This window comes from Chloroflexota bacterium, assembly GCA_014360825.1.
Classification (GTDB): domain Bacteria; phylum Chloroflexota; class Anaerolineae; order UBA2200; family JACIWT01; genus JACIWT01.
Window position 1 is genome coordinate 110,233 of the sequence record JACIWT010000003.1, and the last position, 24,270, is coordinate 134,502.

Here is a 24,270-nt window from a genome sequence, read left to right on the forward strand (position 1 = left end):
TGCTCCTTTCAAACGGTGTTGCTGCCCGGAGAACGGCTCAACGCTTTCAACAATTGTAGTAATACACCGCGCCAGGTAGCGTCTTTATCTATTGCCACCCAGATTTGTCTCTGCCCCATCCAAACGCACTGGCCAAAACTTTCTATTACTTTGCTTTCCCACGACTCGACGGGCCGGTTCAAACGCAGTGCCAGGTGATTGTTGTCACGGCCAATGCTGTGTATGCGTGCTTGGGCCGCCAAGAGACGAATGCGCAAGACATAGAATAAGTTGTCCACTGATTGGGGTGGGTCTCCGAAGCGATCGGCTATCTCGCTCGCCGCCTCGTCAATGGCCGACAGCGTGGTTAGCCCTGCCAGCCGGTGGTATACCCGCAAGCGCAGGTTCTCGTCCGGGATATATTCCTCTGGCAATCGTGCTTCTAAAGGCAATTCAACAGTGGGCAGAACCGGTACATCGGGCATATCGCCGCTCATTATCGTGCGTCCCTCTCGTTGCGCTCGAAGTTCCCTTACTGCCTGGGCCAGCAGCCGTGTGTAGAGGTCAAAGCCCACTGCAGCGATGTGGCCGTGCTGCTCTGTGCCTAGGATCTCGCCTGCACCGCGTATCTCTAAATCGCGCATGGCGATGCGGAACCCGGCGCCTAACTCGCTTGCCTCTAGTATGGCCTGGAGCCGGCTGCGAGAAATGGCAGAGAGGCTCTCCCGGGGGCTATAAAGGAAATAGGCGTAAGCCTGGCTCGAACTGCGTCCCACCCGCCCGCGCAACTGGTATAGCTGCGCCAATCCGAAGGTATCGGCACGGTTGATGATAATGGTGTTCACGTTGGGAATATCCAGGCCGCTCTCGATAATCGATGTACACACCAACACGTCGTACTTGCCGGCAGTGAAGTCCAGCATCACTTTGGAGAGTGCCTCCTCGTCCATTTGCCCATGAGCGATTGCAATTCTCGCTTCTGGGACAATGCGCTGCAGACGCTGAGCCATCAGATGGATGCCCATGACCCGATTATGGACGAAATACACTTGCCCTCCGCGTTCCAATTCTCGCAAAATGGCTTTGCGTATCAGTCCCTCCTCGTATGGAGCTACCTGCGTCCGAATGGGCAATCGTTGCTCTGGAGGCGTGTCAATGGTGCTCATGTCTCGGATGCCAGTGAGAGCCAGGTGCAAAGTGCGAGGGATGGGTGTGGCGGTGAGGGTGAGCACATCCACCTGCCGCCGCACTTGTTTTAACCACTCCTTGTGTGCGACACCGAAGCGCTGCTCCTCATCCACGATGACGAGCCCCAAATCCTTAAACTCCACATCTTTCTGGAGCAGGCGGTGTGTGCCAATGACAATGTCCACACCACCCTTACGTAGGCCGTCCAGCACTCGCCTTTGTTCTATTGGTGAGCAGAAGCGAGAGAGCATCTCCACCGTGATAGGAAAAGGAGCCAGGCGTTCCCTAAACGTGATAAGGTGTTGTTGTGCCAGAACGGTAGTGGGCACGAGCATTGCCACCTGCTTGCCATCCATCGCCGCCTTGAATGCTGCTCGAAGCGCGACTTCGGTCTTCCCGTATCCTACATCCCCGCAGATGAGCCGGTCCATCGGCTTAGGCTTCTCCATGTCGGCCTTGACCTCGGCTAATGCGCGCAACTGATCCTCGGTCTCTTCGTAGGGAAAGGAGGCCTCAAGTTCAGCCTGCCAAGGCGTGTCAGGTGAAAAGGCGAACCCTTGTACCACTTCGCGGGCAGCATATAGTTCCAGTAGTTCAGAAGCGATTTCGGCTACAGCCTTTTTTGCACGGGCGCGCACTCGAGCCCAGTCAGCAGAGCCGAGGCGATGCAAGGTTGGCATACGATGACCAAGACCGATGTAGCGACTGACTCGGTCTATTTGGCTGACAGGCACATAGAGTCGGTCTCCCGCGTCGTATTCGAGGTCTAGGTACTCACGCTCCGTGCCGTCCACGACTTTGCGCACTAAACCACGATAGATTGCGATCCCGTGTTCGATATGTACGACGTAATCGCCCTCATGCAATTCGGCAAAGAAGGCTTCAGGGGCTGCTGGCCTCTTACGCTGCACAAGGCTGCGCCGACGTGCCCACCCGAATATCTCTTTGTCGGTCCAGACGATGCACGAACTCCTGGACTCCGGGAGATGCAAGGTCCACCCTTCAGCCAGAGATCCTTGCACCAGTGTCAGACTGCCGGGCGGTGGCGGGGTGGCCACATCTTCTGTGGGGGTGACGTAGAGGTCGCGTTCACGCAAGAGATCTGCCAGACGTGAAGCCTGTCTACTGACCATGATCACTCGGTCACCGGCGGATTTCCTAACAGCGCATTTCTCGATCACGGCGTTCAATCGGCCTCCGAAATGCTCGCTGAGCCCCCAGACACCAGGTTCGATTGCTTCTTCTGTATCCTCGTCTATTCCCAGATGCAGAGCAGGTCGCCCCGTTAGCAATGAAGCCAGTTCAGGCCACTCAATATAGGGCACTGGGAAATCTGGTGGCAGTTCGCCGCTCTCCTCCAATTCAGCCCGCAAAGCGACGGCTTGCGCTTCAAGCCTCTTCGCAGCGCTCTCGCTCTCCCGTCGGTCATCGAAAACGAATAGCGTAGAGGGCGGCAAGTAATCGGATAATGTGCAGGGCTGCGGCGCCAAACATGCCAAGTAAAACTCCATTCCCCGGAAATAGACACCGGTCTCCAGTAAGGGTAGGTCGCGGTGCAGTCGGCCCTCCGATAGGCTATCTGGGCGAGCCGCCAGGTGATCCAGAAATGCTCGAGCATTTGCGGCATAACGAGGCAAAGCCTCGCTGGCAGGGATAATCTCGACCGATTCCATAAATTGCTTTGACCGCTGGCTCACCGGATCGAAGGAGCGCAGGCTTTCTATCTCGTTGCCAGAGAATTCGATGCGGACCGGATCCTCTCGATGAGGTGGGTAGATGTCTACAATGCCGCCCCGATGACTGAAAGTCCCTGCCTCTTCGACGACAGGCACAAGCTGATAACCGTGATCCAGCCAATTCCTGATCAGGTCGTTGATGTTCGCCTTTTGACCGCGATGAAGGGTCATGATACCTTGGCGCACGTATTCGGGCGGAATGGTGCAGGTCATAAACGCCCATGCCGAAGTAACGATGACGCTGCCCTCTTCTTTCCAACCGGTGGACGTCAGCCAGGCAAGGACCGATATGCGCTGGTGGATGGTCTCACCGTCCCAGGGGGTGCGGTCGTAAAACAGGGCATCAGGAGCGGGGAAATATCGCACTCTGTCTGGTCTTGCTGACCAGATGCGCACTTGTTCGTAAGCCTGTCGTGCCTGTTCTGGACTGGGTGTGACCAACAGGATGTGCCCTGGCCAGTGGCGCTGCAGGGCAGCAATAAACGAAGGACGGGCTGCATTCAAGAGGCTTAACGTGAGAGACGACGAGCCTTGCTCTGCAGTGGCCAGCTGTTGTAGCCCATCCAGGAAACGGCGATAGTTCGCGGTGTCCTCGATTAGGGGCAAGAGTCCGCTGAGATTCATCCCCGTGCCTGATCATTTATAACAACGGCATTAAACCGGTTCATGGCAGCAGTAATCCCCTCGGTCAGGAAACAAACCATAGCCGCGACTGCCTCATCGTAGGCGCGTTTCATGAGGGTCCACTGTGTCCGAGTGAAATTTCGTAAGACGTACATCTCTGGATCGCCCCGTACGGGCCGACCGATGCCCACTCGAAGTCGGGGAAATTCTTGAGTCCCCAGTGCCTGTATAACGGAGAGCATCCCCTTGTGGCCTCCAGCGCCTCCGCTGGCTCGCAGTCGAATGTGACCCAGTGGCAAATCCAAATCATCATACACCACTAGCAGATCTTCTAGTCCAACTTGATACCACTGCACAAGGGAACGCACTGATTGGCCGCTCAAGTTCATGAAAGTGAGCGGCTTTGCCAGTACAACAGCGACGTCCTCTATTTCCCCCTGTGCAGTAAGGGCTTTGAACTGTATCTTGTCGAATGAGAGTGCATAAACTGCAGCCAGGGCATCTACGCACTGGAAGCCCACATTATGTCGGCTCTTAGCATACTTTTGGCCTGGGTTGCCTAATCCCACGATCATTTTCACCTTGCATCTTCTCCAACACTTGTAGGGGCTAATCTTGCTGACTAGCCCCTCGCTGTGCAAACTTCCTTTTGGATGTAAGACGAATTAGTTTACATAAAACGACGCAGCGCAAATAGGATGCCGACTACGATTACCGCCGCTATCATAATTTGTGCGCCCATACAAAACGCACTTTGCCAAGCCTTCACATCGAGTAAGGTAGAAAGATCGCCAATTGGTGGTCGGGCGAGGGTAGGGGTAGGCGATGGCAATGTCAATGGCGTTCCAGGGATGATAAAGGTTGGCGTTGCTGCCGGGAGCGGAGTGTAGGTCGCTGTGGCTGTCAGGGTGGGCATCGGTGTGTCCGTCGGAATGGCGTTGGCGACGGAAATCTGGCGGACGTAATATTCCTGATAGTTACCCGTCTTATCCACTACCCGCAAAAGAAGGCTGTAACTACCATCTGGGATGTTCTGGGTATTCCATGTTTCCAGATAGCCGTCAACGACCTGGTTCTCATGCAGGCCGATGAGAACCCAGCGATTCTCCGGATTCGGTTCGGGTGCAAAATAAACCTCATATTTCCAAAAATTCGGGTGGGTGGCTGAGCCAGTGATGACCACATTACCACGCACAACGGCGTTCATGTTTGGTGACGTGATGACCGCCTGCGCCTGATTCGCGGGCATAGCAGCCTGAATTGCTGTCATGCGTGTGTGAACAACAATAACTATGATGGTGGAAATAAGCAGGACAGCCAGTGGCTTTTTCATGGCGCTGTGCACTCCCTCAATGAACACATGGTTAAACGAAAGTTTACCATAGAACATCTCTATTGGCAACTCCAAAGCGCTAGCGTGAATACGGCGATATAGCAAAGAGGCTGGCCCAAAGGAAGGCCAGCCTCTTGCGAATTCTCGAATAGAGTTACGCTTATACGCCGTCCACACGGCGCATCACCAATGTGGCGTTTTGTCCGCCAAAGCCGAAGCCATTGATCAGAACTGCATCCACTCGCGTCTTGCGGGCAACTTTGGGTACATAGTCTAAGTCGCATTCTGGGTCCGGCGTTTCGAGGTTGATGGTGGGTGGGATGATGTTATCCCGCATGGATAGTACCGCTGCCACTGTAGAGATGGCTCCTGCCGCTCCCAGCATGTGGCCAAGCATGGACTTGTTGGCGCTGACGGGTATCCGGTAAGCCTGCTCGCCGAAGACGGCCTTGATGGCCAGCGTCTCAGACACATCATTCAAGGGTGTGCCGGTCCCATGGGGTATAATGAGATCTATCTCGTCCGGTGACATCCCAGCGTCAGCAATGGCCGCCCTCATAGCACGCGCTGCTCCATCGCCAGTAGGGTCCGGCGCCACAAGATGGTAGGCATCCTCCGTCAGCGCATAGCCTACTATTTCAGCCAGAATCGGTGCATCTCTACGCATGGCGTGTTCCCATTCCTCTAAAACGACGACTGCGGCACCATCACTCATAACTGTGCCGTCACGGTTTTTGTCGAAGGGACGGATGGCCTTGGGAGGATTGTCTTCGTGGCCGCTGGAGAGCGCCCCCAGCCGTCCGAAAATGGCGAAGGCAAGTGGCAACTCAACCGCCTCAGTGCCTCCCGCTAGCATTACGTCCGCATCGCCATGCTGAATACGTCGCATGGCGTCGCCGATGGCAGCATTGCCGGTGGCACAGGCCGCCACGGGGCTCATAGTCGGACCCTTAAAGCCAAACAGGACCGCGGCGTGACACGCAGCTGTGCTGGTCAGGATGCTCGGCAAGAAAGCGGGATTCACGTGGCGCCAACCCTTCTCCCGAAAAACTGTAGCCTGCTCCACGATGGGGATAATCCCACCTATGGCACTGCCTATCTCAACCCCCACTCTGCTGGCATCCTCGCAAGCCATGTCAATTCCGGCATCTTCCATGGCTTGTTTGAGGGCTGCACACCCATATTGGGTAAACAATGCCATGCGGCGCGCCTCGCGCCGTTCGAAGTAGTTCTCAGGGTCGAAATCTACAACCTCGCCCATGACCTTGGCTGGATACTCGCTGACATCGAACCTGCTAACTCTCCGTACGCCGGATTGTCCTTGGCAAAGTTTTTCCCAGAAGTCTGCCACTGTTAGGCCAAGAGGAGTAATAACCCCCATGCCGGTGATGACCACTCGTCTAAGTTTCGCCATAGGAGAGCCTCCCGAATTCATTTCCCATATATTAACACCAAAAGGGAGCAAAAGGACGTGCGGAGCCGCAGGGACTTTGACAAAGAGGGGTAGAGTGCGTAGAATTAGCCCAAAGTTTGGAATTTTTGGAAACGCCGGAGGCGTGAGATGGATCTGACCCCGCGGCAGCAGGCTTTCTTATCCAAATTGGTGGAACTGTATAACGCTGGTGGCCGCGCCGTCCACTATTCCATCGTGGCTCAGGCCCTCGGCGTGAGCCGGTATTCTGCTTATGACATGCTGCGTTTGCTGGAAACGAAGGGCTTAGTTGCCTCCGAATATCATCTCGATAGCACTCACTCAAGTCCAGGGCGCTCATCGGTTTTCTTCTATCCTACTCATAACGCTCGGTTTTTGATGTCGCGGCATGGTGATCTGAAGGTGAACGAAGATTGGAACCGCTTCAGAGCGGAAATTTTGCAGCGACTGCGAGGAGCCTATAAGTCGGACCCATTGGAAGCCTTGCGGGATGCGCTCTCGAATCTGCGGGATTGTCGGTCGCCTCTCGAATTTTGCGCTCGCATGATCGGCGCTTTGCTTCTGAACCTCAACGGCGCTCTGGAGATTGCCAACGATCATCGCGTTCTCAGTGCCCTTCGCTCAGGTGGAGAGTGGAGCCTGGGCACATTGATAGGCCTTAGTATAGGCTCAACTCTGTCAAAAACGGGGGACGTCTCGGTACTCGACCAGCTTTTAGCCTGTACCCGGCAGTACCAACGGTATCTCCAAGAACTGAGTTACGAGAACCGCCGGCGGTTAGCAGGGTTTCTCCAAGAGGCTCTGGCTATTTTTTCGACATAGTGTTAAGCCATCCTCGTTGCCACTCATATCAGCAGACCCCTCGTTGCCCGTAACTTGTGTAGCCCGATGGTGTTTCTAAAAGTGATACCTCGGGCAATAAGGTGAACCCGAGAGAATGGATGTCGAAGAACGCACACTCGTGGAGAGAGCCAAGCAAGATCCATCTGCCTTTGGTATACTTTACGAGTTACACGTAGACAAGATTTACAACTACATTTATCAAAGGACGGGAAACCAACGTGATGCGGAGGATCTGACCGCTCGTACCTTCTATCGTGCTCTAGCCAACATTCGGTACTACGTTCCACGGGGTGTACCGTTTTCCGCCTGGCTCTACCGGATTGCCCACAACCTAGTTGCAAACTGGCATCGCGACCGTAGCCGGCGCAAGGTTGTTTGTCTGGACGACCTAGTTACTGCCGATGGGGAGGGCGACGGGCTTGAAGGGGTCCTCCAGAATCAGGAGCAGGAAGCAGCACTACGCCGTGCCATTCGACGTCTGAGCCCCGAGCGCCAGCAGTTGCTGATCTTGAAATTCAGCGAAGGACTGTCGAATGCTGAGATCGGGGCCATCATGGGGCGTAGCGAGGGGGCTATCAAGTCACTTTATCATCGTACCCTTGTGGCTCTGCGTGAGGAACTACAAAACGAACAGCCGTAAAAGCATTTGAGGTGAGGTGTTCCCATTCGCTTTCGTATCCGTCTCGATACGTCCATCTCTATTACAGTTCATTTCTCGCGACGACGCGAACAAAGCAAGGAGGCTTTGGTTCCAAGATGGCAGTGAGTGTTGAAGATATGTTGTCTGAACATGCAGATGCACTGAATTGTGGGCAACTATATGAACCGCAAGGCACCGAAACAGTGGCCATCCTGTCGCCGCTGATAGACCTGGCCATTCGCGTAAAGTGGGTTCTGGCTCCAGCGAGGCCATCGCCACAATTTCGTGAACAATTGCGCGCTAATCTCATGCAGATGGCCGGGCATGCGGAACTACAGCCGGTGCTGATGCACCAGGCCCCGCGGTATCAGCGCGGGTTGCTCATCGGTGCGGCAGCAGTATTTGCGGGCAGTGTTGCCTATCTATTGCGTAGCCGCATCGCGGGAAGGGCGCATTGATGCCCTAACCATCAACTGAATGAGGATAGCAATGAGAACGGGCACCGGGGCCCGGCTCGGTGCTCGTTTTCTTTTCGCAGGGTGCAAAGGCGAATTCTGGAGGTGATCAATTGACATTCTATGCTCGTTTAGTGGGCTGGGGCAAATACCTGCCCAAAAAGGTTGTGACTAACGACGACTTGGCAAAGATTGTGGATACTAGTGACGAGTGGATCGTGTCTCATACGGGAATCCGTGAGCGCCGTGTGGTGGCCGACGATGAAACTACTGTGGATATGGCCTTTCATGCAAGTCAGGAGGCGCTCAAGGTTGCAGGATTGGCTGCAAAGGACTTGGATTTGATCATCCTGGCCACGTCTTCCCCAGATTATCAGGTACCAAGCGGAGCCAGCGTCCTACAGGGGCGGTTCGGAGCCAAGCGCGCTGCTGCCTTCGACCTCCGTGCTGGGTGCAGTGGCTTCATCTACGGGCTGGCGACCGCTAGCCAGTTTATTGCTACTGGTACCTATCGTAATGCTCTGGTGGTGGGCGCGGAGATCATCTCCAAGTTTATGGATTGGACCGATCGGCGGACGTGTGTGCTATTCGGCGATGGCGCGGGTGCAGTAGTACTGCAGGCCAGTCGCGAGCCATGTGGGGTGTTGTCCTTTGATCTGGGCTCCGATGGCGAAAATTATGATGCGCTTTATATTCCCGCTGGCGGCAGCGCCCATCCGTTTGATCAAGAGGCGCTCGATAAAAAACTGCACCGCATTCGCATGGATGGGAAACGCATCCTCCGCTTCGCCGCGAAGATCATTGGTCCAACGGCAAAAGCAGCGGTTGCGGGCAGCAGTCTCCATCCCGATGAGATTGATCTGCTCATACCTCAGCAATCCAGCGCTCGTTTTATAGAATATGCCAGCCGGCGACTCCATTTCCCCTTGGAAAAGATTTTTGTGAATGTCGACCACTATGCGAATACATCGGCAGCTTCGGTGCCCATTGCTTTATGCGAGGCCTTCGAGCAGGGGCGCATTCGAGAGGGCGACAATGTCCTGCTTATCAGTTTCGGTGCAGGGCTTACGTGGGCTTCGGCAGTAGTATCGACGGGTGTGTCGAGAGAGATGCCTATCGCTGTGGATTGGCCACTGGCCCGTTTTTTCGAGAATGTGCGCGAGGTCGTCGAGGTGGTGAGTAGCACAGCTGCATCTGCTCTTTCGGCCTTACTTCTGCCCTTCTTCACCCGCAACGACCGAAGATAGAACTTCCTAGGACATAGAAGCCGCCTGTGCAAGTGCAGGCGGCTTCTTTCTTTGCCGAATTGGGGAAATCACTTTGAATAATCAGAAATCTAGGCTGCTACAGCCATGCAGCGTGGTTGTCCCAATGTCAGCGAGTGGCGAACGGGCTTCGTAGATTGGTGGGTCAGACTGGGGATGAATTGCACTAACGCGCGGTAAAAGTCCGGGATCCGACCAGCCTCGGCGAAATGCAGCCATTCTTCACCATCGATGACCCCCGCTATGAGGGTAGGGCTCCTTTCGCGATCAATGATTCGCACCCTGAACAGAGAGGGATGCCAGCGGGAAGCGGGTGGCACGACGGCAGGTGGAAGACCCTGCCAGACTCCGCGTAGGACCTCGGCGAGCTGCCCAAATGGCCAGCGTCGTTCAATGTTGCCATCGAGCCGCCAGCGAAGCGATGGTTGCGAAGTGCCTTGGGGAGGGATCAATGTAGCGCAATAGTTGGCAGATCGGGAGTCCCAGTGCACATCAAACCAAGCCTTACCTTCGTTAGCGCTCTTCAGTCTAGCCATAAATTCGTCCATTGTAGTCAGAGGGATCCACAGTACTGACCAGAACGGTCCTGCTTTTCCTGATATCAATTCCAAGACGGTGACGAAACCCGAATTCAGTTCTGCCAGGGAAATGTCGTCGAAAATCTCCCAACTAACGAATGGGCGTGTAGTTCTGCCAAGCCAAGCAGGTAGGGACGCTGTCAGGGAACGACTATTGCTAAGTTGCTGTCGAGGGGCGGGCGATGCAAGGCGCAGGTTTGTTATAGTCCCCTGCTGAGCGCCTATGCCTTGCTTGAGTCGAGCAACCTCATAAGCTCGGATCAACTCTTGCATGTTCGTGCAGTTGCGAGGCACATTGTCCGGAGACCACTCTGGGGGTAGCGTGATGTATAGGGGCTGCCCTCTGGGAGAGAACCCCAGACAGGGGCCATTTTGGTTGCTTCGGCAGGGGAATGGGAGATCAACGGGAAGACGAGGGAAAGGAAGATCCCTCAATTGGCAATCTGAGCAGTTAATCCCTGGGTAATAACGCCGCAGGATATTTGGCCACCATTGTAGCCAGTTCACAAGTTGAGTGGAAATGGGACTGCTCGCGTTACCCGTCAACAATGCTTCGAGCAATTGTTGTGCCCCGAGGGCATCTGATACTTCGAGCGAGCCTCTGCGGGCCGCCATACGGGCTATGATATTCCACGCCCTTGCCGCATCGGCTTCTAACATCTCTAACCAGACGATATTGAGCGTTGTTAGCGCCAGACGAGCATCAGGGGGTATAGCACGTGGGATCGGCCACCCCACAGTGATGGCGAGCATTTGACGCTCAATGGCGGCAAGTTGCGTATCGGAAATTCTCGCCGTGCCAGAGTGACGCAATGACCATAAAGCGGCGATTGCTTGATCAGGTAACCCACTTCGTCGCTGTCCTTGACAGCCAAGCCGGGCGGAAGGCCTTGTGCGTGTGGATGTAGGCATCGATGTTGCCTCCGTACGTTGGCGTGGGCGGAAATTTGTTTGCGGTTGGATTCGCTGTTGTTTGCTGCGTTTCGACGATAGTGTCTGTCAGCGTATGCGCGTCCGCTCAGTGCCTCAACCGCAGCAAGCGAATATGTTCTTCGATTCTCACAGGTAGGGAAGAGTTCCCCTTCTGATCTCCTTGACTCTCTTGTGGTTCAAATCCTATTATAGCATAAAAAGGCTCATAAGTCAAATATAAGTATCTAATAGGGTGCTATTTGGTATCTACACTCTTTTCTGGTGGGTGCTGCACTGTCTTCTCCAGTTCGCTACTCCAATTCGATTCGCTTGAAAGCCTCGGCGTAGGCCATGCCATGCCCCTGAGCCGTTGCACTATTCCAGCCACGTATCATTTCCTCCACCCAGGCGCCTTCTCCGACCTGACTTTTATGTGCTTTCAGAGCAGCGATTTTCTGATCTATGAAATCGGTGATGTCTATCCAAGTATCCGGTTCCAGGGTACCGGACAAATACACCTCTTTCACCTTGTGCGGCTCCAATCCTTCGTCCAGCAATTCGGGGAAAACGAAGCGTGTTTCCGCTGACGGGAACACCGCGTCCAAGGCCGCATCAGCGGCAGCGCGGTGGTCAGGATGGTTCAGGTATGTGCTATTGTATATACGCACGCGGGGGTCACCGCACACCACCAAATCTGGCTTGTAGCGGCGGATCTCGCGCGTGATGTCACGGCGTAGTTCCAGGGTGGCCTGTAATGTGCCATCAGCATAGCCCAGGAAAACCACATCCTTGAGGCCCAGTATGCGTGCTGCTTCGCGCTGTTCTTGCTGACGGACCAGCGCCATCTGTTCCGGGCTCATTTGTGGGTTGTTGCTGCCTCGGCTGCCATCTGTGCAAATCACGTAAATGACGTCGTGCCCTTCAGCCACCCACCGGGCCACGGAACCCGCTACTGTAAACTCAGCATCATCTGGGTGAGCAACGATGACCATGATCGTTTTCTTCGCTGACACGTATCTTCACCCCTCAATCCATTCGATATGTTTCCATTGCGGCTCCTAGCCAAAATATCTCATGCGCTAGTGGGATCTTATTGCATATAGCCGTCCAACCCCCTTGGCGTAGCCTCATTACTGCGCGTGAAGGATAACGCGGCATCGCAACATCATGGAAGTGACCGTGTGCTGTGAAAACAGTCCGTGATCTGTAGCGAGGCACCCGTTGGGCGAGGTTCTCTGTGGAGGATGTTCTCGACCGGCAGGCTCTGCACGCTTTCTGTCGAAATGGATCTCGATCCCGAGACCATCTATTACACGCTATCCGATGGCTACAGAATAGTAACCTGGTCCATTTTCCATAGGTTCTTATCGCCCTCAGGCACGCGGGTGAGATTCCAGCGTATTCTCGCCGGCGGGCTCTGTGTACCTGCCTCGCTGACAAAGATGGCGGTGAGTTCCACAGTGGCTGCAGTCGAATCCTCGCCTGGTGGGTAATACCGGATCTCTTTAACCAAGACGCGCTTGAGTTTGTCCGTTGGCCAAGGGGAGCCGTAATTCAGTGTTTTCTTCCCGAGTTGCTCCGCGGCCGCCTTGCTCAGGAGTTGTTTAGCGGAGTCCGGGGCGGATGGGAGCCAAAGGTAGAAGGATAGCACGATCTTCTCAGGATATGGTGATTCCATGACGTTGGCTGGTGGGCGACCTCCGGGGAACGTTAGATAAGCCTCGCTTGGGTCTACCAGTTGATTGGTCAGTGATTTGAAAAAGGTGTTGGTTTGGGGGTCTAATTTGTAAGCCTTGACCACGATGAAGCCACTTCGTTCGTTTGGATCGGTAGTATAGACCTCGACCGTCTGGGTATCGGTGATGACGTTCACCCCAGCGTTGCCCTGGAAATAACCGATGCATTCATAGACAGGCGTGTCGGGGCTATCGAACGGCTGGCCCAGAGGTCCCCCAGGCTTATCATTGACTTTGATGATCGCCAGTTCAGTACCGCTGGAGACCATCAATTGGGGCCTATTTGCGTCCATCGGGGTCAAAATGCTTATTTTGCTGATCTGCGTTGGTATTTTCTCCGGATCTCCATGATAATAGCCAAGCCGACCTTGCCCTGGCATCCGCAACTTGTAGGGGTATATGATAGGTGGATTGCCACGGTCAGAATCGTACACGAGCACACCGATGGGCCCGGTTCCATTGATATTTTCCATCAAATAGAGCACTACCCATTCGTCTTCGCCATCGAAATCTGCGTCGAAACGCCGCACGTCCACGACGTTGTCGCCTAACACCTCCGGGGCTCTGAAATCCACCCAGAGGGGTGTTTTGGTCTCCTCAGTTTTGCACGCGCCAAACAGCAGGCTGCCGATCGCAGTGATGAGCAGGACTGCGCGGTTGAAAGAGGCTCTTTGTACCATCTCACCCCTCCTTGTGATGACCAGAGCCGTGCGCTCCCCTATGCTTGGCTCGACGTCACCTTCTTGCGTGATGTTGCAGTTTCAGACACAAGAGCCACCGGTAACACCTCAGCCATATGCTCTACCAGAACGAAGTCCAGTTCCCGTTTGACTTTCTGGGGGATATCCACCAGGTCTTTCTCGTTCTTGCGTGGGATAAGCAACTTTTTCAGCCCGGCGCGGTAAGCCGCCAGAGCCTTTTCTCGTAAACCGCCGATGGGCAGCACGCGTCCGCGCAGCGTGATTTCACCAGTCATGCCCACTTCGCGGTGCACAGGTCGGCGCGTCAGGGCTGAAACCAGCGCAGTGGCCATGGTGATGCCTGCCGATGGGCCATCCTTCGGTATTGCCCCCTCTGGTACGTGGATGTGGATGTCCACTTTGTCGAAATCCACATTTTCAATACCTAACGCTTTAGCATGTGAGCGGGCATAACTCAATGCCGCTTGAGCCGATTCCTGCATCACCTCGCCCAACTGCCCTGTCAGCAGGAGTTGCCCTTTGCCTGGCATGACACTGACCTCCACAGGCATGGTATCGCCGCCAGCCTCCGTCCACGCCAAAGTGGTGGCTACGCCAATTTCGTCGTCCTCTTCCGCCATGCCAAAGGTGAAACGTGGCGGCCCTAGGTACTTAATTAGGGAACGACCTGTGACGTGGGTGGGGGCGCGTTTGCCCTCTGCTATCCGTCGCGTTACTTTACGGCAGATGTTAGCGATCTCTCGCTCGAGGTTGCGCACTCCAGCCTCGTGTGTGTACTCGCGTATGATTTGCTTGATCGTCTCCTCGGGGAAATGAAGTGAGGAGAGCCCGTGTTCTTCGATCTGACGCGGGATCAGAAATTGCTTCGCAATCTCTATTTTTTCCTCTTCAATATAACCGGGGAACTCGATCACTTCCATCCTATCCTGCAGAGCGGGTGGGACGGGATCGAGGATGTTGGCTGTAGTGATGAAGATAACTTTGGAAAGATCGTATGGTACTTCCAAATAATGGTCGGAGAAGGCGAAGTTCTGCTCTGGATCAAGCACCTCAAGCAGCGCCGCTGAGGGGTCTCCACGAAAGTCGATCCCCACCTTATCGATTTCATCGAGCATGAATAGCGGATTGATTGTTCCGGCCCGGCGCATGGTCTGGATAATGCGCCCCGGCAGTGCCCCCACGTAGGTGCGGCGGTGTCCGCGTATCTCCGCCTCGTCGCGAATGCCACCTAGACTGACACGCACAAACTTGCGTCCTAGCGCCTGAGCAATAGATTTGCCCAGCGATGTTTTACCCGTGCCAGGAGGTCCCACAAAGCAAAGGATGGGGCTGCGCATTTTATTCGCTGCCATTTTTCGGACAGCGATATACTCTAAGATGCGTTCCTTCGCTTTCGGCAAACCGTAATGATTTTCATCTAACACCTTGGCGGCGTGATTGATATCCAAATTGTCTTCGCTGGCTTCAGTCCAGGGCAATTCCAAGAGCCAGTCCAGATAAGTTCGAATCACTGCGATTTCCGGGGCCATAGGGGGCATGGCAGCCAGACGGGCCAATTCTGCCTCTGCTTTACTGCGCACCTCCGCTGGCCACGCTTTCTGCGCGATTCGCTCTCGCAATTCGTTTATTTCCTGCATCATAGGGTCGCTCTCGCCAAGTTCGCTTTGTATCACCCGCATCTGTTCGCGCAGGAAGAATTCGCGCTGGCTCTTGTCCACCTCCTGTTGTACTTGGGAATGGATACGGTTCTCCAATTCCAAAACGTCAAGTTCCTTGCCCAGCAGAATGCTCACTTTCTGCAGGCGTGTGTTGGCATTGAACGTTTCCAGTAGCTCCTGCCGCCTTTCCACACTTAGAGTGAGGGTATGGGCTACCAGATCGGCCAGCCAACTTGGGTCCTCGATATTCATCGCTAAAACATAGGCATCGTCAGGCAGACTGCGACTCAGGCGCACACATTTCTCAAACAAAGCCAGCACTGCTCGCATCAATGCCTCTGTGGCCAGGGTCTGTTCGATCGTCTCCTTCACGGGGGTTACATGGGCAGTGATATAGGGTGCACTCTGCACAAAGCCCTCTAACCGCACCCGCTGTCGGCCTTGCACAAAGACGCTCGTGGTCCCATCGGGCATGCGCCACATCCGCCCGATGACAGCCTCTGTTCCCACGGTGTACAAGTCGCTTTCGCTGGGGTCCTGGACTTCGGGATCCCGCTGAGCGAAGACGACGATGCGCTGGTCGTTCGCCATAGCCGCTTCGACAGCGCGGATGGAACGATCGCGTCCTACAAAAAGTGGGACCACCATGTGGGGGAACAACACTGTATCACGCACAGGAACCACTGGTGCCTCAAACGGTTCCTCGCTGTCCGTCAACGGTAGGGTCGGAAATTTCACACCATCAAATTCTATCATTGGGAGAACCAAATCCTCCATTCTCAAAGTCGTCCACTTGCAGGTAACTGAATTATATCGCCCGAGGGAAGAGTTGTCAACCACTCGTTTGCGATTGGATTGTTACCTGGGGTAGAATAATTACTAAATAGCGCCCATTTTAGATAATTGTATCAGGGCTACATGTCACTCTATCGGAAAGGAATCGCACGATGGCAATCTACGAGTTCGAGGGTCGTGTTCCGGAAATTGGAGAGAACGCGTATGTGCACCCATCTGCCCAAATCATCGGTTTGGTGAGAATCGGGGCTGGTTGCTGGATCGGTCCAGGTGCTAGCCTGCGCGGTGACTACGGGGAAATTGTGATTGGCTCTCACACGAGCGTGGAGGATAACTGCGTTATTCACGCCCGCCCTGGAGAACGCACAAGCATTGGCTCCTATGTTACCATAGGTCATGGCTCGGTGATTCACAATGCCACAATACACGACTGGGCGATCATTGGCATGGGCGCGGTGGTAAGCGATTGGTCGGTTGTGGGCGAGTGGAGTGTGGTAGGCGAAGGGGCTGTGGTTACCCAACGGAGTCAGGTACCTACGGGACAAATTGCCGTTGGGATCCCTGCCAAAGTGATTGGGGTGGTCAATGATGAGTACAAGGCGATTTGGACGTCTTTCAAGGACCTTTACGTAGATTTGGCCAGACGCTATCCTCAGGGGTTGAAGTTATTGCGGTGAGGCTCGGGGAAAAGGAGGTGCTGCAATGAAGAAAGAAGCAGCGCTTTATAACAGACTGGAAGGCAATGCGGTGCAGTGTTATCTATGTGCCCACCGGTGCCACATTGCGGATGGTAAACGTGGCATCTGTCTGGTGCGCGAGAACCAAGGTGGCACGCTGTACTCCCTCGTTTACGGGCGGGCGGTGTCTCAGGCGATTGACCCAGTGGAAAAGAAACCGCTTTTCCACTTCCATCCCGGTTCATTAACTTATTCTGTGGCTACTGTCGGATGTAACTTCCGATGTGATTTCTGCCAGAACTGGGAGATTTCCCAGGCTCCCCGAGAAGGGCGGGAGTTTCGAGAACGGGAAACTTCACCGGAAATGATCGTGGCCGGAGCGCGCCACTACAACTGCCGGAGTATCGCATATACCTACACGGAACCGACGGTCTTTTTTGAATACACTTATGATACATCTGTGCTGGCCCGTGCTGCGGGTATTGCGAACATCTACGTCACCAACGGTTATATGACCACTGAGATGCTTGAAGCATATAAGCCCTATTTGGACGCGGCTAATGTGGACCTCAAGGCTTTCCGCGACGAAACTTACCGCCGCGTCTGTAAAGCCAAGCTCCAGCCGGTTTTAGATGCACTCAAGTACATGAAGCAGCAGGGCGTGTGGGTTGAAGTGACTACTCTGCTCGTACCCGACATGAACGATTCCGAAGCCGAGTTGCGCGAATTGGCTGAGTTCTTAGTCAAAGAGTTGGGGCCCGAGACACCCTGGCACGTCAGCCGCTTTCACCCCGATTACAAAATGCTCGATCGTTCGGCTACGCCTTTATCCACGCTGCATCGAGCACGCGATATCGGGCGAGAAGCGGGGTTACGCTACGTCTATGAGGGTAACGTGCCATGGGCCGAGGGGGAGAACACCTATTGCTATCAGTGTGGCCGGCTCCTTATCCGCCGCTATGGTTTCAGCGTCACCGAGAACGTTATCCAAGACGGCCACTGTCCCTACTGCGGCACTATGATAGATGGCGTGGGATTGTAAACACTGAATTAGGGAGCGCTCAGCACCTTATCGGCGTAGTCTTGACCTAAGATGAGGCGGATATCGACTCCACTGGGTACATCCGGTGAATGTCGAATGTTTTCGGGTTCGACCGCGAACAGTGCAGCCAATGCGCTAACAGTGTAGTGCTTGCCGGTATAGTCAACGATCACTGTTTTGGGGTAGTCCGAACGATCGGCATTGCTGAAAGCCACGACGTTATAGCCCACTTGTTTCAAATACTCATAGGTACGCTGGGCCAGGCCAGCCGTCTGGGTGCCATTTTGGACCTCGATCGTAGCCGCCTCAGCAGCCAACTGGTTCTGTCCAGGCACGCTTTCTGGCGCAGTCGAACTGAACAGGCGGGAAACTAACTCTCTGACTTTCTCCTTCTGGGGGATCAATACGGCCCAACCCTCGGGCGTGACGGTAGGTGTGGTCATGTTCTGGTCAATGAAGGCGCTCTCAATGTTCTCCTGATCTATCTCGCGAAGCAACTGTGCCAGCCGGTACATCTCATCCAGATTGAGGTCGGTTTGCACCGATGAGCCAAGTAATCTGAGGACCTCGGGTATCTTGGTAAGAGGAATGTTCAGACTAAGCACTTTATCACGAACGGCAAGTATGACCTGCTGCTGGCGGCGAGAGCGCTCAAAATCGCTGCCCCCGTGACGTGAACGAGCGTACTGGAGTGCCGTTTTGCCATCCATGTGCTGGAAGCCCGCTGGAATGTCTACTGTCATATAGCCGTAGTTCTCATCGGGATATTGCTCATCGTGAATGGCACGTTCCACGTTGATGTCAATGCCCCCGATGGTATCTATTAATTTCTCGAAACCGTCGAAATTCAAGCGCACATAATAATGTACTGGCACGCCCAGTGTGTATTGAACCGTCTTTTTCGCCAAGGCTGGTCCACCACCAGGATAATTGTCCTTTTGGCCGAGAAAATGGGCGGTGTTGATGCGATTCTCACCATATCCAGGGATGGTAACCCACAAGTCACGCGGTATGGATAGCATGGCGGCGGTCTTACTCGCTGGATCTACCGTGGCCAGGATCATCGTATCGGTGCGCCAGGGACCGGGGTCATTGCGCCGCTGATCAATGCCCAGAATAAGGATATTGACGCGCTCTCTCTTCTCCCACTGGGGCAACTGGTCGTCTGGGTTTCGGCCAAGTTGCGCGTGAGGCCAATTGGGGAGCAGGGTAAACTGGGCGTGGGCCACAATATCGCGAACAGTGCTATAGAAGAGGTAGCCAGCGAACAAGCCACCAGCCAGGAAAGCAAAAAGCAACATGGTCAATAAAGCCTGTTGCCAGCTCGGCACTCTGGATGGTGCTGCAGCGCCCTTTCCCATTCATCCTCCTGAATGACTGGATTTGCATGTAAAGTATAACACATTCCTAAGCCATGTGCCAAAGCGCACCCTGAATGGCAAGTCATCTTCTACGAATTTAGTCGTCATTATTTGACATTTATTCACCTGGCTATTAAGATTACCGCGACTCTGACCATCAGGAGCGCAACCATGGCGAGAATGGGTGAATCCCTGCGTAGCGCGCGAGAGGCGAAGGGCATTTCACTGGCGCAGGCAGAAGAAGCAACGAAAATACGGGCCCTATACCTTCAGGCTATCGAGGAAGAAAACTACGGGAATTTGCCACCGCTGGTGTTCGTCCGCGGGTTCATTCGCAACTACGCCACCTATCTGGGCCTCAATCCTGAAGAAGTTTTGAGACTTGAGGGTGCCCCACCTCCGGAACCCGAAACCCCGCTTGTTCTCCCAACCATGGAAGAGGCCGTACTGGTACCGCCTGTGGTATCACGCCTCCTTTTGATGTTAGCAGCCGTTGCGCTCCTGGCTCTTGTTGTCGGCCTGGGTGGATGGGCCATCCAGCATGGATATATCATGCTCCCCGGCTTCTCACCGACAGCCACACCTACATTCCTGCTACCTACTGCCACACCCTCGCTACTGATGCCCACCCACACGGCCACATTGCTGCCAACAGCGACACCTACTCACTCCCCTACGCCGGAGCCTGGCGTGCGGGTTGATTTGCAGATCGTCCAGCGAGCCTGGTTACGGGTTTTGGTTGATGGTGTGGAAGTGTTCACTGGCATTCTGGAGGCGGGGGAGCGGCGCACCTGGACCGGGAAGGAACGGGTGTATGTGCATTGCGGCTTTGGCATGGGTGTGGTTGCCACTGTGAATGGTCAGCCTTATGGGCCGCTTTCCTCGGAACCTGCGCCCGTGCGCGTGGAATGGAGCCGGGTGACGGGTCCACCTTCTTTGATGAGCACGCCTGGCCCCACAATCGTGCTGTTGCAAACGCCGTCGCGATAGCCGACACTTTACGATATATCGTATCTGTGTATCAAACGGGCTGGACCTAGTGGCCAGCCTTTTATGCGTGGAGTGTGTCTGGTGGATAGGAGTTTTTACCTGCTGACGTTGGGCTGCCCCAAGAATACCGTTGATTCTGAAGGTATGACGCAGATTCTTTTGGAGGCAGGATATCATGAGTGCGCAGAACCTACTGCCGCTACTTTCATCATTGTTAATACGTGCGCCTTTATTGAGGCTGCGCGTCAGGAGTCCCTCGCTGTCTTGCGCGAAATAGCTGAGCAGAAGCGCCCTGGCCAAAAACTAGTGGCTGCAGGTTGTCTGTCAGAGCGTAATGGAGGGGAGTTGCAGGCTGCGATACCTGCTGTAGATGCCTGCCTCAGCACACGACACTGGGCACGCATTGCGGAAATATTAGACAACCTATCCAGTGCATCGAACCAGCGCATCCGTCACTCTGTCTCTCCGTCCATTGTCGCCCCACTAGTTCGTCACATCTCCCCTGGCGTTAAGACTGCTTATCTTAAGATTGCCGATGGATGTAGTGCTCCCTGTACCTTCTGCGTGATACCGATGATCAAAGGCCCTGCCCAAAGCAAGCCGAAAGAACTCATCCGCACCGAGGTGCAACAATTGACGGCGGTGGGTATGCGGGAAATCATTCTTATTGCTCAGGACACCACCGCCTATGGCCACGATTGGGGTGAGCGCGAAGGGCTGGCGCATCTGTTAGAAGACATGGTCCACTGGGTGCCTCGTGGAACGTGGCTGCGGGTGATGTACGCTTACCCACAACACGTCACGTCCAGGCTCATACAAGTCATGGCCGAGCATCCCTCCGTCTGCCGCTATCTCGATCTACCCCTACAACATGCACACCCAGCCGTTCTACGCCGCATGAAACGTCCGAGCGACGTAGATGCTGTGCGCCGCCTAATCGAGAGCCTGCGCTCTGCTATGCCTGACATAGTCCTGCGAACAACCTTTATCGTCGGCTTTCCCGGCGAAACTGATACCGAATTTCAAACCCTTCTGGATTTCATGGAAGAGGTCGCTTTTGACCACGTCGGCATCTTCACCTACTCGCGGGAAGAGGGAACAGCAGCCGCTTCACTGCCAGATCAAGTGCCTGAGGTAGTCAAGGAGGCGCGTTATACTGAGGCTATGGCCCTCCAGCAAGAGATCTCGCACCGCCGCAACCAACGCTGGGTAGGCCGTACGTTTGATGTGTTGATAGAAGGGGCAGGCGACGGTATCAGCATCGGTCGCTTCTACCGCGATGCACCCGAGATAGATGGTTACGTGCTGATAGATGGAGAATGGCCAATTGGCGAAATGCAGCCAGTGATGATAACAAGCGCGCTGGAGTATGACTTGCTCGGCGTGGTGACTCGTGAAGACGGATAGGGCTAACAACCCTTTAGATAATTAGATACGAAATAGAGCCTATATAGATACTATTATTTGACTTAGTATCGATTCTGTGCTATAATTTATATTGCCTGATCATCCCGCCCACAATCTACATAGAAAGACCGCGCGAGATGAATCCCTTTCGTCGTAGCCGCGAAGCTCACGTGGTGCGAGTACGCAATCTGGTGTGGCTGGGAAAAACCACCGCCGAAATCGGGCGGTGGTCCACGGCCAGGAGATGCTTCCGCAGAGCACTTGAACTAGATCCCCGGTGCGAGGAAGCGTGGCTGTGGCAAGCAGGTCTAGCCGACAATCGCGAACAAGCCCTCGCCTATCTGGACAGGGCCCTTGTCATCAATCCGAACAGCGGCCGAGCGAAAGCGGGTATCCATTGGGCACGTCGGCATCTTGCATCAGTGACGGCAAAGCGGCGGCCAGTGCCTAAATCTTCTTTCTCACTAGCTGCCCTCAGGAGACTTCTAATTCGCAGCCTCGTGATAACGGCCATTATCTTCTGTATCGTGATTGGACTTCAGCACGGAACGAATTTTTCTTTGCCGCTGTCTCCATTGACAAGTGGCATTACCTCGAAATCAGTTTCCCCGTCACTCACTCCTACTACAATGGAATCGCCGATTGCGGAGGCGATCATTTCTACGGCTGCAATGGCGTCCTCTGCGGATTCCAACTCGGTTGCGCTGCCAACAGTGACACCAATAGCTGCGCCGACATTTGTTGAGACCGCTATGCCCCCTTTGTCAGCAACGCCTGTGGCCTCACTGCCAATCGGACCGGAAGACACTCTTGCTGGTTTGGCAACCACCGGTGAAGGAAACAAGGAGAAACGCATTGAGATTGATCTGAGCGCGCAGACACTCGTGGCCTATGAGGGAGACGTCCCAATTTTCATTGCCCTTGTATCCACGGGCACCGCTTGGACGCCGACCCCGGTAGGGCAATTTCGGATTTATCGTAAGTTGCTCAAACAAGACATGTCCGGGCCTGGGTACTACCTGGCCGATGTGCCTTACGTTCAATACTTCTTCGGTGCTTACGCCCTTCACGGTGCATACTGGCACAATGATTTCGGCCGGCCGGTTAGTCACGGATGTGTAAACCTGACAGTTGAGGATGCCCGATGGTTGTTCAATTGGACAGAGCCAACATTAGCCCCTGGCGAGTTCGAAGTGCAATCCACAGTCTCCATACCTGGCACTCTGGTGGTCGTGCGTGAGTGAAATGCGCGGCTTGACAGGATCGTGGCTCTGTGGTATAAAGCGAATTAATGATATGGCACAAACGGCGATGAAGGAGAAGAGTACGGACACACCGGAGCACAGAGAGCCGCGTTGCTGAGAGGCGGCCTCACGGGTGTCCTGAAAGACGCTCCGGAGCCGCGGGTTCGAACCGACAGATTGCAAGTTGCGAGTAGGGCCCGCCGGGTGCTCCCGTTAACGAGCCTCGAGGCCGCTTCAAGCGGCAAAGTAAAGGTGGCACCACGGACCATGCTCCGTCCTTTGCGGACGGAGTATTTTCTTTCCAATGGGAGGTAGTCAGATGGAGCGAGTGCGGACCAATGAAGCGCATTTACACGTCGGCAAGCGGGTGCGCTTGTGTGGCTGGCTGCACAATTTGCGTCGCATGGGACGCATCAATTTCCTAGTCCTCCGAGATGGGTCGGGCACTTTCCAGGTCCTCTTGGATCAACCAGACCAGGTGGAAAAACTGAAAGGCCTGCAGGCCGAAACTGTGCTGGAGATAATAGGCACAGTGGCGGAGGAACCACGAGCACCAGGGGGACTAGAGTTACACGATTGCGAATTAACCGTTCTCTCGCCAGTGACGGAACCGACACCCTTCGAGATCAATAAGAAGGTGCTCAAACCAGGATTGGATGTCTTTTTAGATTACGCGCCTATCGGATTGCGCCATCTTCAGAAGCGGGCTCTTTTCCATGCCGCTGCCATTGCGTTAAATGCCTATCGCGAATTCCTGACTAAGGCGGGCTTCGTGGAGATACAGACCCCGAAGATCGTTGGCACGGCCACAGAAGGCGGGGCGAATGTTTTCGCCATTGACTATTTCGGCCAACCCGCCTATCTGGCACAGAGCCCGCAACTCTACAAGCAGATCATGGTGGGCGTGTTTGAACGCGTTTTCGAAGTGGGCCCCGTCTTTCGCGCTGAACCACATAGCACAGCCCGCCATACCAATGAGTACGTAAGTCTAGATGTGGAGATGGGGTTTATCCAGGATCACCGAGATGTAATGCATATCCTCTCTGAAACGATACGCCATATCGTAGCACGCTTACGTGAAGCCGAAGACCTGGCCGACCAGGCAGGATTAGACCTGCCAGATGTGCCACCGGAGATACCCAGCATCAAGTTTCGCATGGCCCAGCAGGTAATCACAGAGCGCTACGGTGTGCCCTCGGGGGTGGAGATGGATCTTGCTCCCGCGGAGGAAGAGTTGATTTGCCGATATGCACAGGAGGAGTGGGGCTCTGAGTTCATCTTCGTCACTCATTATCCTACGGCGAAACGACCTTTCTACACTATGCCTGATCCCGTCGACCCAGAACATAGCCACAGTTTCGATCTGCTCTTCCGTGGCTGCGAGATCACAACGGGTGGCCAGCGAATTCACTTATACAGCCAATTGGTGGAAAGCATGGCTCGCCGGGGGTTGAGTGTGCGTGGCTTCGAGGGTTACTTGCAGGCCTTCAAATACGGGATGCCCCCTCACGGCGGCTTTGGCATGGGGTTAGAACGTCTAATGATGCAGTTCGCCCGACTATCCAACTTGCGTGAGGCCACCCTGTTTCCCCGCGATATGACACGCCTTTCACCCTGATGCTCCAAAGGGTGGCGAGACTTAGAGTATCCCGTAATCGAGGATTGTCAGCACCC

19 protein-coding genes and 1 other annotated feature are annotated in these 24,270 nt (G+C 54.6%); of the genes, 10 read left to right on the forward strand and 9 right to left on the reverse strand.

The window, feature by feature from the left end:
- Nucleotides 1-8 precede the first annotated feature (8 nt).
- From mfd to fabF, 4 genes are all read right to left on the reverse strand, one after another.
- The gene (gene mfd, locus H5T64_02980; protein ID MBC7263305.1) at nucleotides 9-3,527 is read right to left on the reverse strand and encodes a transcription-repair coupling factor; all 3,519 of its coding nucleotides are present in this window, start codon (nucleotides 3,525-3,527) and stop codon (nucleotides 9-11) included.
- Complete coding sequence (locus tag H5T64_02985) at nucleotides 3,524-4,108, reverse strand: aminoacyl-tRNA hydrolase (protein ID MBC7263306.1); 585 nt, start codon at nucleotides 4,106-4,108, stop codon at nucleotides 3,524-3,526. The genes mfd and H5T64_02985 overlap by 4 nt, the downstream gene beginning before the upstream one ends.
- A gap of 89 nt (nucleotides 4,109-4,197) precedes the next feature.
- The gene (locus tag H5T64_02990; protein ID MBC7263307.1) at nucleotides 4,198-4,860 is read right to left on the reverse strand and encodes a hypothetical protein; all 663 of its coding nucleotides are present in this window, start codon (nucleotides 4,858-4,860) and stop codon (nucleotides 4,198-4,200) included.
- Nucleotides 4,861-5,020: 160 nt separating this feature from the next.
- The gene (fabF, locus tag H5T64_02995) at nucleotides 5,021-6,274 is read right to left on the reverse strand and encodes a beta-ketoacyl-ACP synthase II (GenBank protein MBC7263308.1); all 1,254 of its coding nucleotides are present in this window, start codon (nucleotides 6,272-6,274) and stop codon (nucleotides 5,021-5,023) included.
- Nucleotides 6,275-6,421: 147 nt separating this feature from the next.
- Here fabF and H5T64_03000 point away from each other — a divergent pair, with 147 nt between their 5' ends.
- From H5T64_03000 to H5T64_03015, 4 genes are all read left to right on the forward strand, one after another.
- Nucleotides 6,422-7,114, forward strand: coding sequence for a hypothetical protein (locus tag H5T64_03000; GenBank protein MBC7263309.1), 693 nt, complete (start codon nucleotides 6,422-6,424; stop codon nucleotides 7,112-7,114).
- A 115-nt stretch (nucleotides 7,115-7,229) separates the two neighbouring features.
- Nucleotides 7,230-7,775, forward strand: coding sequence for a sigma-70 family RNA polymerase sigma factor (locus tag H5T64_03005; protein ID MBC7263310.1), 546 nt, complete (start codon nucleotides 7,230-7,232; stop codon nucleotides 7,773-7,775).
- Between the two features lie 116 nt (nucleotides 7,776-7,891).
- On the forward strand, nucleotides 7,892-8,233 hold the full coding sequence (locus H5T64_03010; protein ID MBC7263311.1) for a hypothetical protein: 342 nt from the start codon (nucleotides 7,892-7,894) through the stop codon (nucleotides 8,231-8,233).
- A 110-nt stretch (nucleotides 8,234-8,343) separates the two neighbouring features.
- Nucleotides 8,344-9,477 carry a ketoacyl-ACP synthase III gene (locus H5T64_03015; protein MBC7263312.1) on the forward strand — a complete coding sequence of 378 codons (1,134 nt, stop codon included), beginning with the start codon at nucleotides 8,344-8,346 and terminating at the stop codon, nucleotides 9,475-9,477.
- Between the two features lie 89 nt (nucleotides 9,478-9,566).
- On the opposite strand, the gene H5T64_03020 is transcribed toward H5T64_03015, so the two are convergent.
- The 4 genes from H5T64_03020 to lon form a co-directional block, all read right to left on the reverse strand.
- On the reverse strand, nucleotides 9,567-10,031 hold the full coding sequence (locus H5T64_03020; GenBank protein MBC7263313.1) for a hypothetical protein: 465 nt from the start codon (nucleotides 10,029-10,031) through the stop codon (nucleotides 9,567-9,569).
- A 1,265-nt stretch (nucleotides 10,032-11,296) separates the two neighbouring features.
- The gene (locus H5T64_03025; GenBank protein ID MBC7263314.1) at nucleotides 11,297-11,977 is read right to left on the reverse strand and encodes a PIG-L family deacetylase; all 681 of its coding nucleotides are present in this window, start codon (nucleotides 11,975-11,977) and stop codon (nucleotides 11,297-11,299) included.
- 335 nt (nucleotides 11,978-12,312) lie between these two features.
- Nucleotides 12,313-13,401 carry a hypothetical protein gene (locus tag H5T64_03030; protein MBC7263315.1) on the reverse strand — a complete coding sequence of 363 codons (1,089 nt, stop codon included), beginning with the start codon at nucleotides 13,399-13,401 and terminating at the stop codon, nucleotides 12,313-12,315.
- 38 nt (nucleotides 13,402-13,439) lie between these two features.
- The gene (gene lon, locus H5T64_03035) at nucleotides 13,440-15,836 is read right to left on the reverse strand and encodes an endopeptidase La (GenBank protein ID MBC7263316.1); all 2,397 of its coding nucleotides are present in this window, start codon (nucleotides 15,834-15,836) and stop codon (nucleotides 13,440-13,442) included.
- Nucleotides 15,837-16,027: 191 nt separating this feature from the next.
- Here lon and H5T64_03040 point away from each other — a divergent pair, with 191 nt between their 5' ends.
- Both H5T64_03040 and amrS read left to right on the forward strand, forming a co-directional pair.
- A complete protein-coding gene (locus tag H5T64_03040) occupies nucleotides 16,028-16,552 on the forward strand; it encodes a gamma carbonic anhydrase family protein (protein MBC7263317.1) in 525 nt (174 codons plus the stop codon).
- A 25-nt stretch (nucleotides 16,553-16,577) separates the two neighbouring features.
- Nucleotides 16,578-17,594, forward strand: coding sequence for an AmmeMemoRadiSam system radical SAM enzyme (gene amrS / locus H5T64_03045; GenBank protein MBC7263318.1), 1,017 nt, complete (start codon nucleotides 16,578-16,580; stop codon nucleotides 17,592-17,594).
- An 8-nt stretch (nucleotides 17,595-17,602) separates the two neighbouring features.
- On the opposite strand, the gene H5T64_03050 is transcribed toward amrS, so the two are convergent.
- Nucleotides 17,603-18,955 (reverse strand): LCP family protein, encoded by a 1,353-nt coding sequence (locus H5T64_03050; protein MBC7263319.1) that lies wholly within the window; start codon nucleotides 18,953-18,955, stop codon nucleotides 17,603-17,605.
- Nucleotides 18,956-19,126: 171 nt separating this feature from the next.
- Between H5T64_03050 and H5T64_03055 the strand changes: the two genes are divergently transcribed.
- The 4 genes from H5T64_03055 to aspS all read left to right on the forward strand — a co-directional run bounded on the left by H5T64_03055 (nucleotide 19,127) and on the right by aspS (nucleotide 24,214).
- On the forward strand, nucleotides 19,127-19,945 hold the full coding sequence (locus tag H5T64_03055; protein MBC7263320.1) for a helix-turn-helix domain-containing protein: 819 nt from the start codon (nucleotides 19,127-19,129) through the stop codon (nucleotides 19,943-19,945).
- Nucleotides 19,946-20,008: 63 nt separating this feature from the next.
- Nucleotides 20,009-21,352, forward strand: a complete 1,344-nt coding sequence (rimO, locus tag H5T64_03060; protein ID MBC7263321.1) for a 30S ribosomal protein S12 methylthiotransferase RimO — start codon at nucleotides 20,009-20,011, stop codon at nucleotides 21,350-21,352.
- A gap of 752 nt (nucleotides 21,353-22,104) precedes the next feature.
- Complete coding sequence (locus tag H5T64_03065; protein ID MBC7263322.1) at nucleotides 22,105-22,596, forward strand: L,D-transpeptidase; 492 nt, start codon at nucleotides 22,105-22,107, stop codon at nucleotides 22,594-22,596.
- Between the two features lie 58 nt (nucleotides 22,597-22,654).
- Nucleotides 22,655-22,879 (forward strand) — a binding site (T-box leader).
- Between the two features lie 36 nt (nucleotides 22,880-22,915).
- On the forward strand, nucleotides 22,916-24,214 hold the full coding sequence (gene aspS / locus H5T64_03070) for an aspartate--tRNA(Asn) ligase (protein ID MBC7263323.1): 1,299 nt from the start codon (nucleotides 22,916-22,918) through the stop codon (nucleotides 24,212-24,214).
- Nucleotides 24,215-24,270 lie beyond the last annotated feature (56 nt).

What these genes read in the sequence shown, in the direction of transcription:
- mfd (MBC7263305.1), bottom strand. Translation starts at nt 3,527, where the DNA reads ATGAATCTCAGCGGACTCTTGCCCCTAATCGAGGACACCGCGAACTAT.
- H5T64_02990 (MBC7263307.1), bottom strand. Translation starts at nt 4,860, where the DNA reads ATGAAAAAGCCACTGGCTGTCCTGCTTATTTCCACCATCATAGTTATT.
- fabF (MBC7263308.1), bottom strand. Translation starts at nt 6,274, where the DNA reads ATGGCGAAACTTAGACGAGTGGTCATCACCGGCATGGGGGTTATTACT.
- H5T64_03000 (MBC7263309.1), top strand. Translation starts at nt 6,422, where the DNA reads ATGGATCTGACCCCGCGGCAGCAGGCTTTCTTATCCAAATTGGTGGAA.
- H5T64_03005 (MBC7263310.1), top strand. Translation starts at nt 7,230, where the DNA reads ATGGATGTCGAAGAACGCACACTCGTGGAGAGAGCCAAGCAAGATCCA.
- H5T64_03010 (MBC7263311.1), top strand. Translation starts at nt 7,892, where the DNA reads ATGGCAGTGAGTGTTGAAGATATGTTGTCTGAACATGCAGATGCACTG.
- H5T64_03020 (MBC7263313.1), bottom strand. Translation starts at nt 10,031, where the DNA reads ATGGCTAGACTGAAGAGCGCTAACGAAGGTAAGGCTTGGTTTGATGTG.
- H5T64_03025 (MBC7263314.1), bottom strand. Translation starts at nt 11,977, where the DNA reads ATGGTCATCGTTGCTCACCCAGATGATGCTGAGTTTACAGTAGCGGGT.
- H5T64_03030 (MBC7263315.1), bottom strand. Translation starts at nt 13,401, where the DNA reads ATGGTACAAAGAGCCTCTTTCAACCGCGCAGTCCTGCTCATCACTGCG.
- lon (MBC7263316.1), bottom strand. Translation starts at nt 15,836, where the DNA reads ATGATAGAATTTGATGGTGTGAAATTTCCGACCCTACCGTTGACGGAC.
- H5T64_03040 (MBC7263317.1), top strand. Translation starts at nt 16,028, where the DNA reads ATGGCAATCTACGAGTTCGAGGGTCGTGTTCCGGAAATTGGAGAGAAC.
- amrS (MBC7263318.1), top strand. Translation starts at nt 16,578, where the DNA reads ATGAAGAAAGAAGCAGCGCTTTATAACAGACTGGAAGGCAATGCGGTG.
- H5T64_03050 (MBC7263319.1), bottom strand. Translation starts at nt 18,955, where the DNA reads ATGGGAAAGGGCGCTGCAGCACCATCCAGAGTGCCGAGCTGGCAACAG.
- H5T64_03055 (MBC7263320.1), top strand. Translation starts at nt 19,127, where the DNA reads ATGGCGAGAATGGGTGAATCCCTGCGTAGCGCGCGAGAGGCGAAGGGC.
- rimO (MBC7263321.1), top strand. Translation starts at nt 20,009, where the DNA reads ATGCGTGGAGTGTGTCTGGTGGATAGGAGTTTTTACCTGCTGACGTTG.
- H5T64_03065 (MBC7263322.1), top strand. Translation starts at nt 22,105, where the DNA reads ATGCCCCCTTTGTCAGCAACGCCTGTGGCCTCACTGCCAATCGGACCG.
- aspS (MBC7263323.1), top strand. Translation starts at nt 22,916, where the DNA reads ATGGAGCGAGTGCGGACCAATGAAGCGCATTTACACGTCGGCAAGCGG.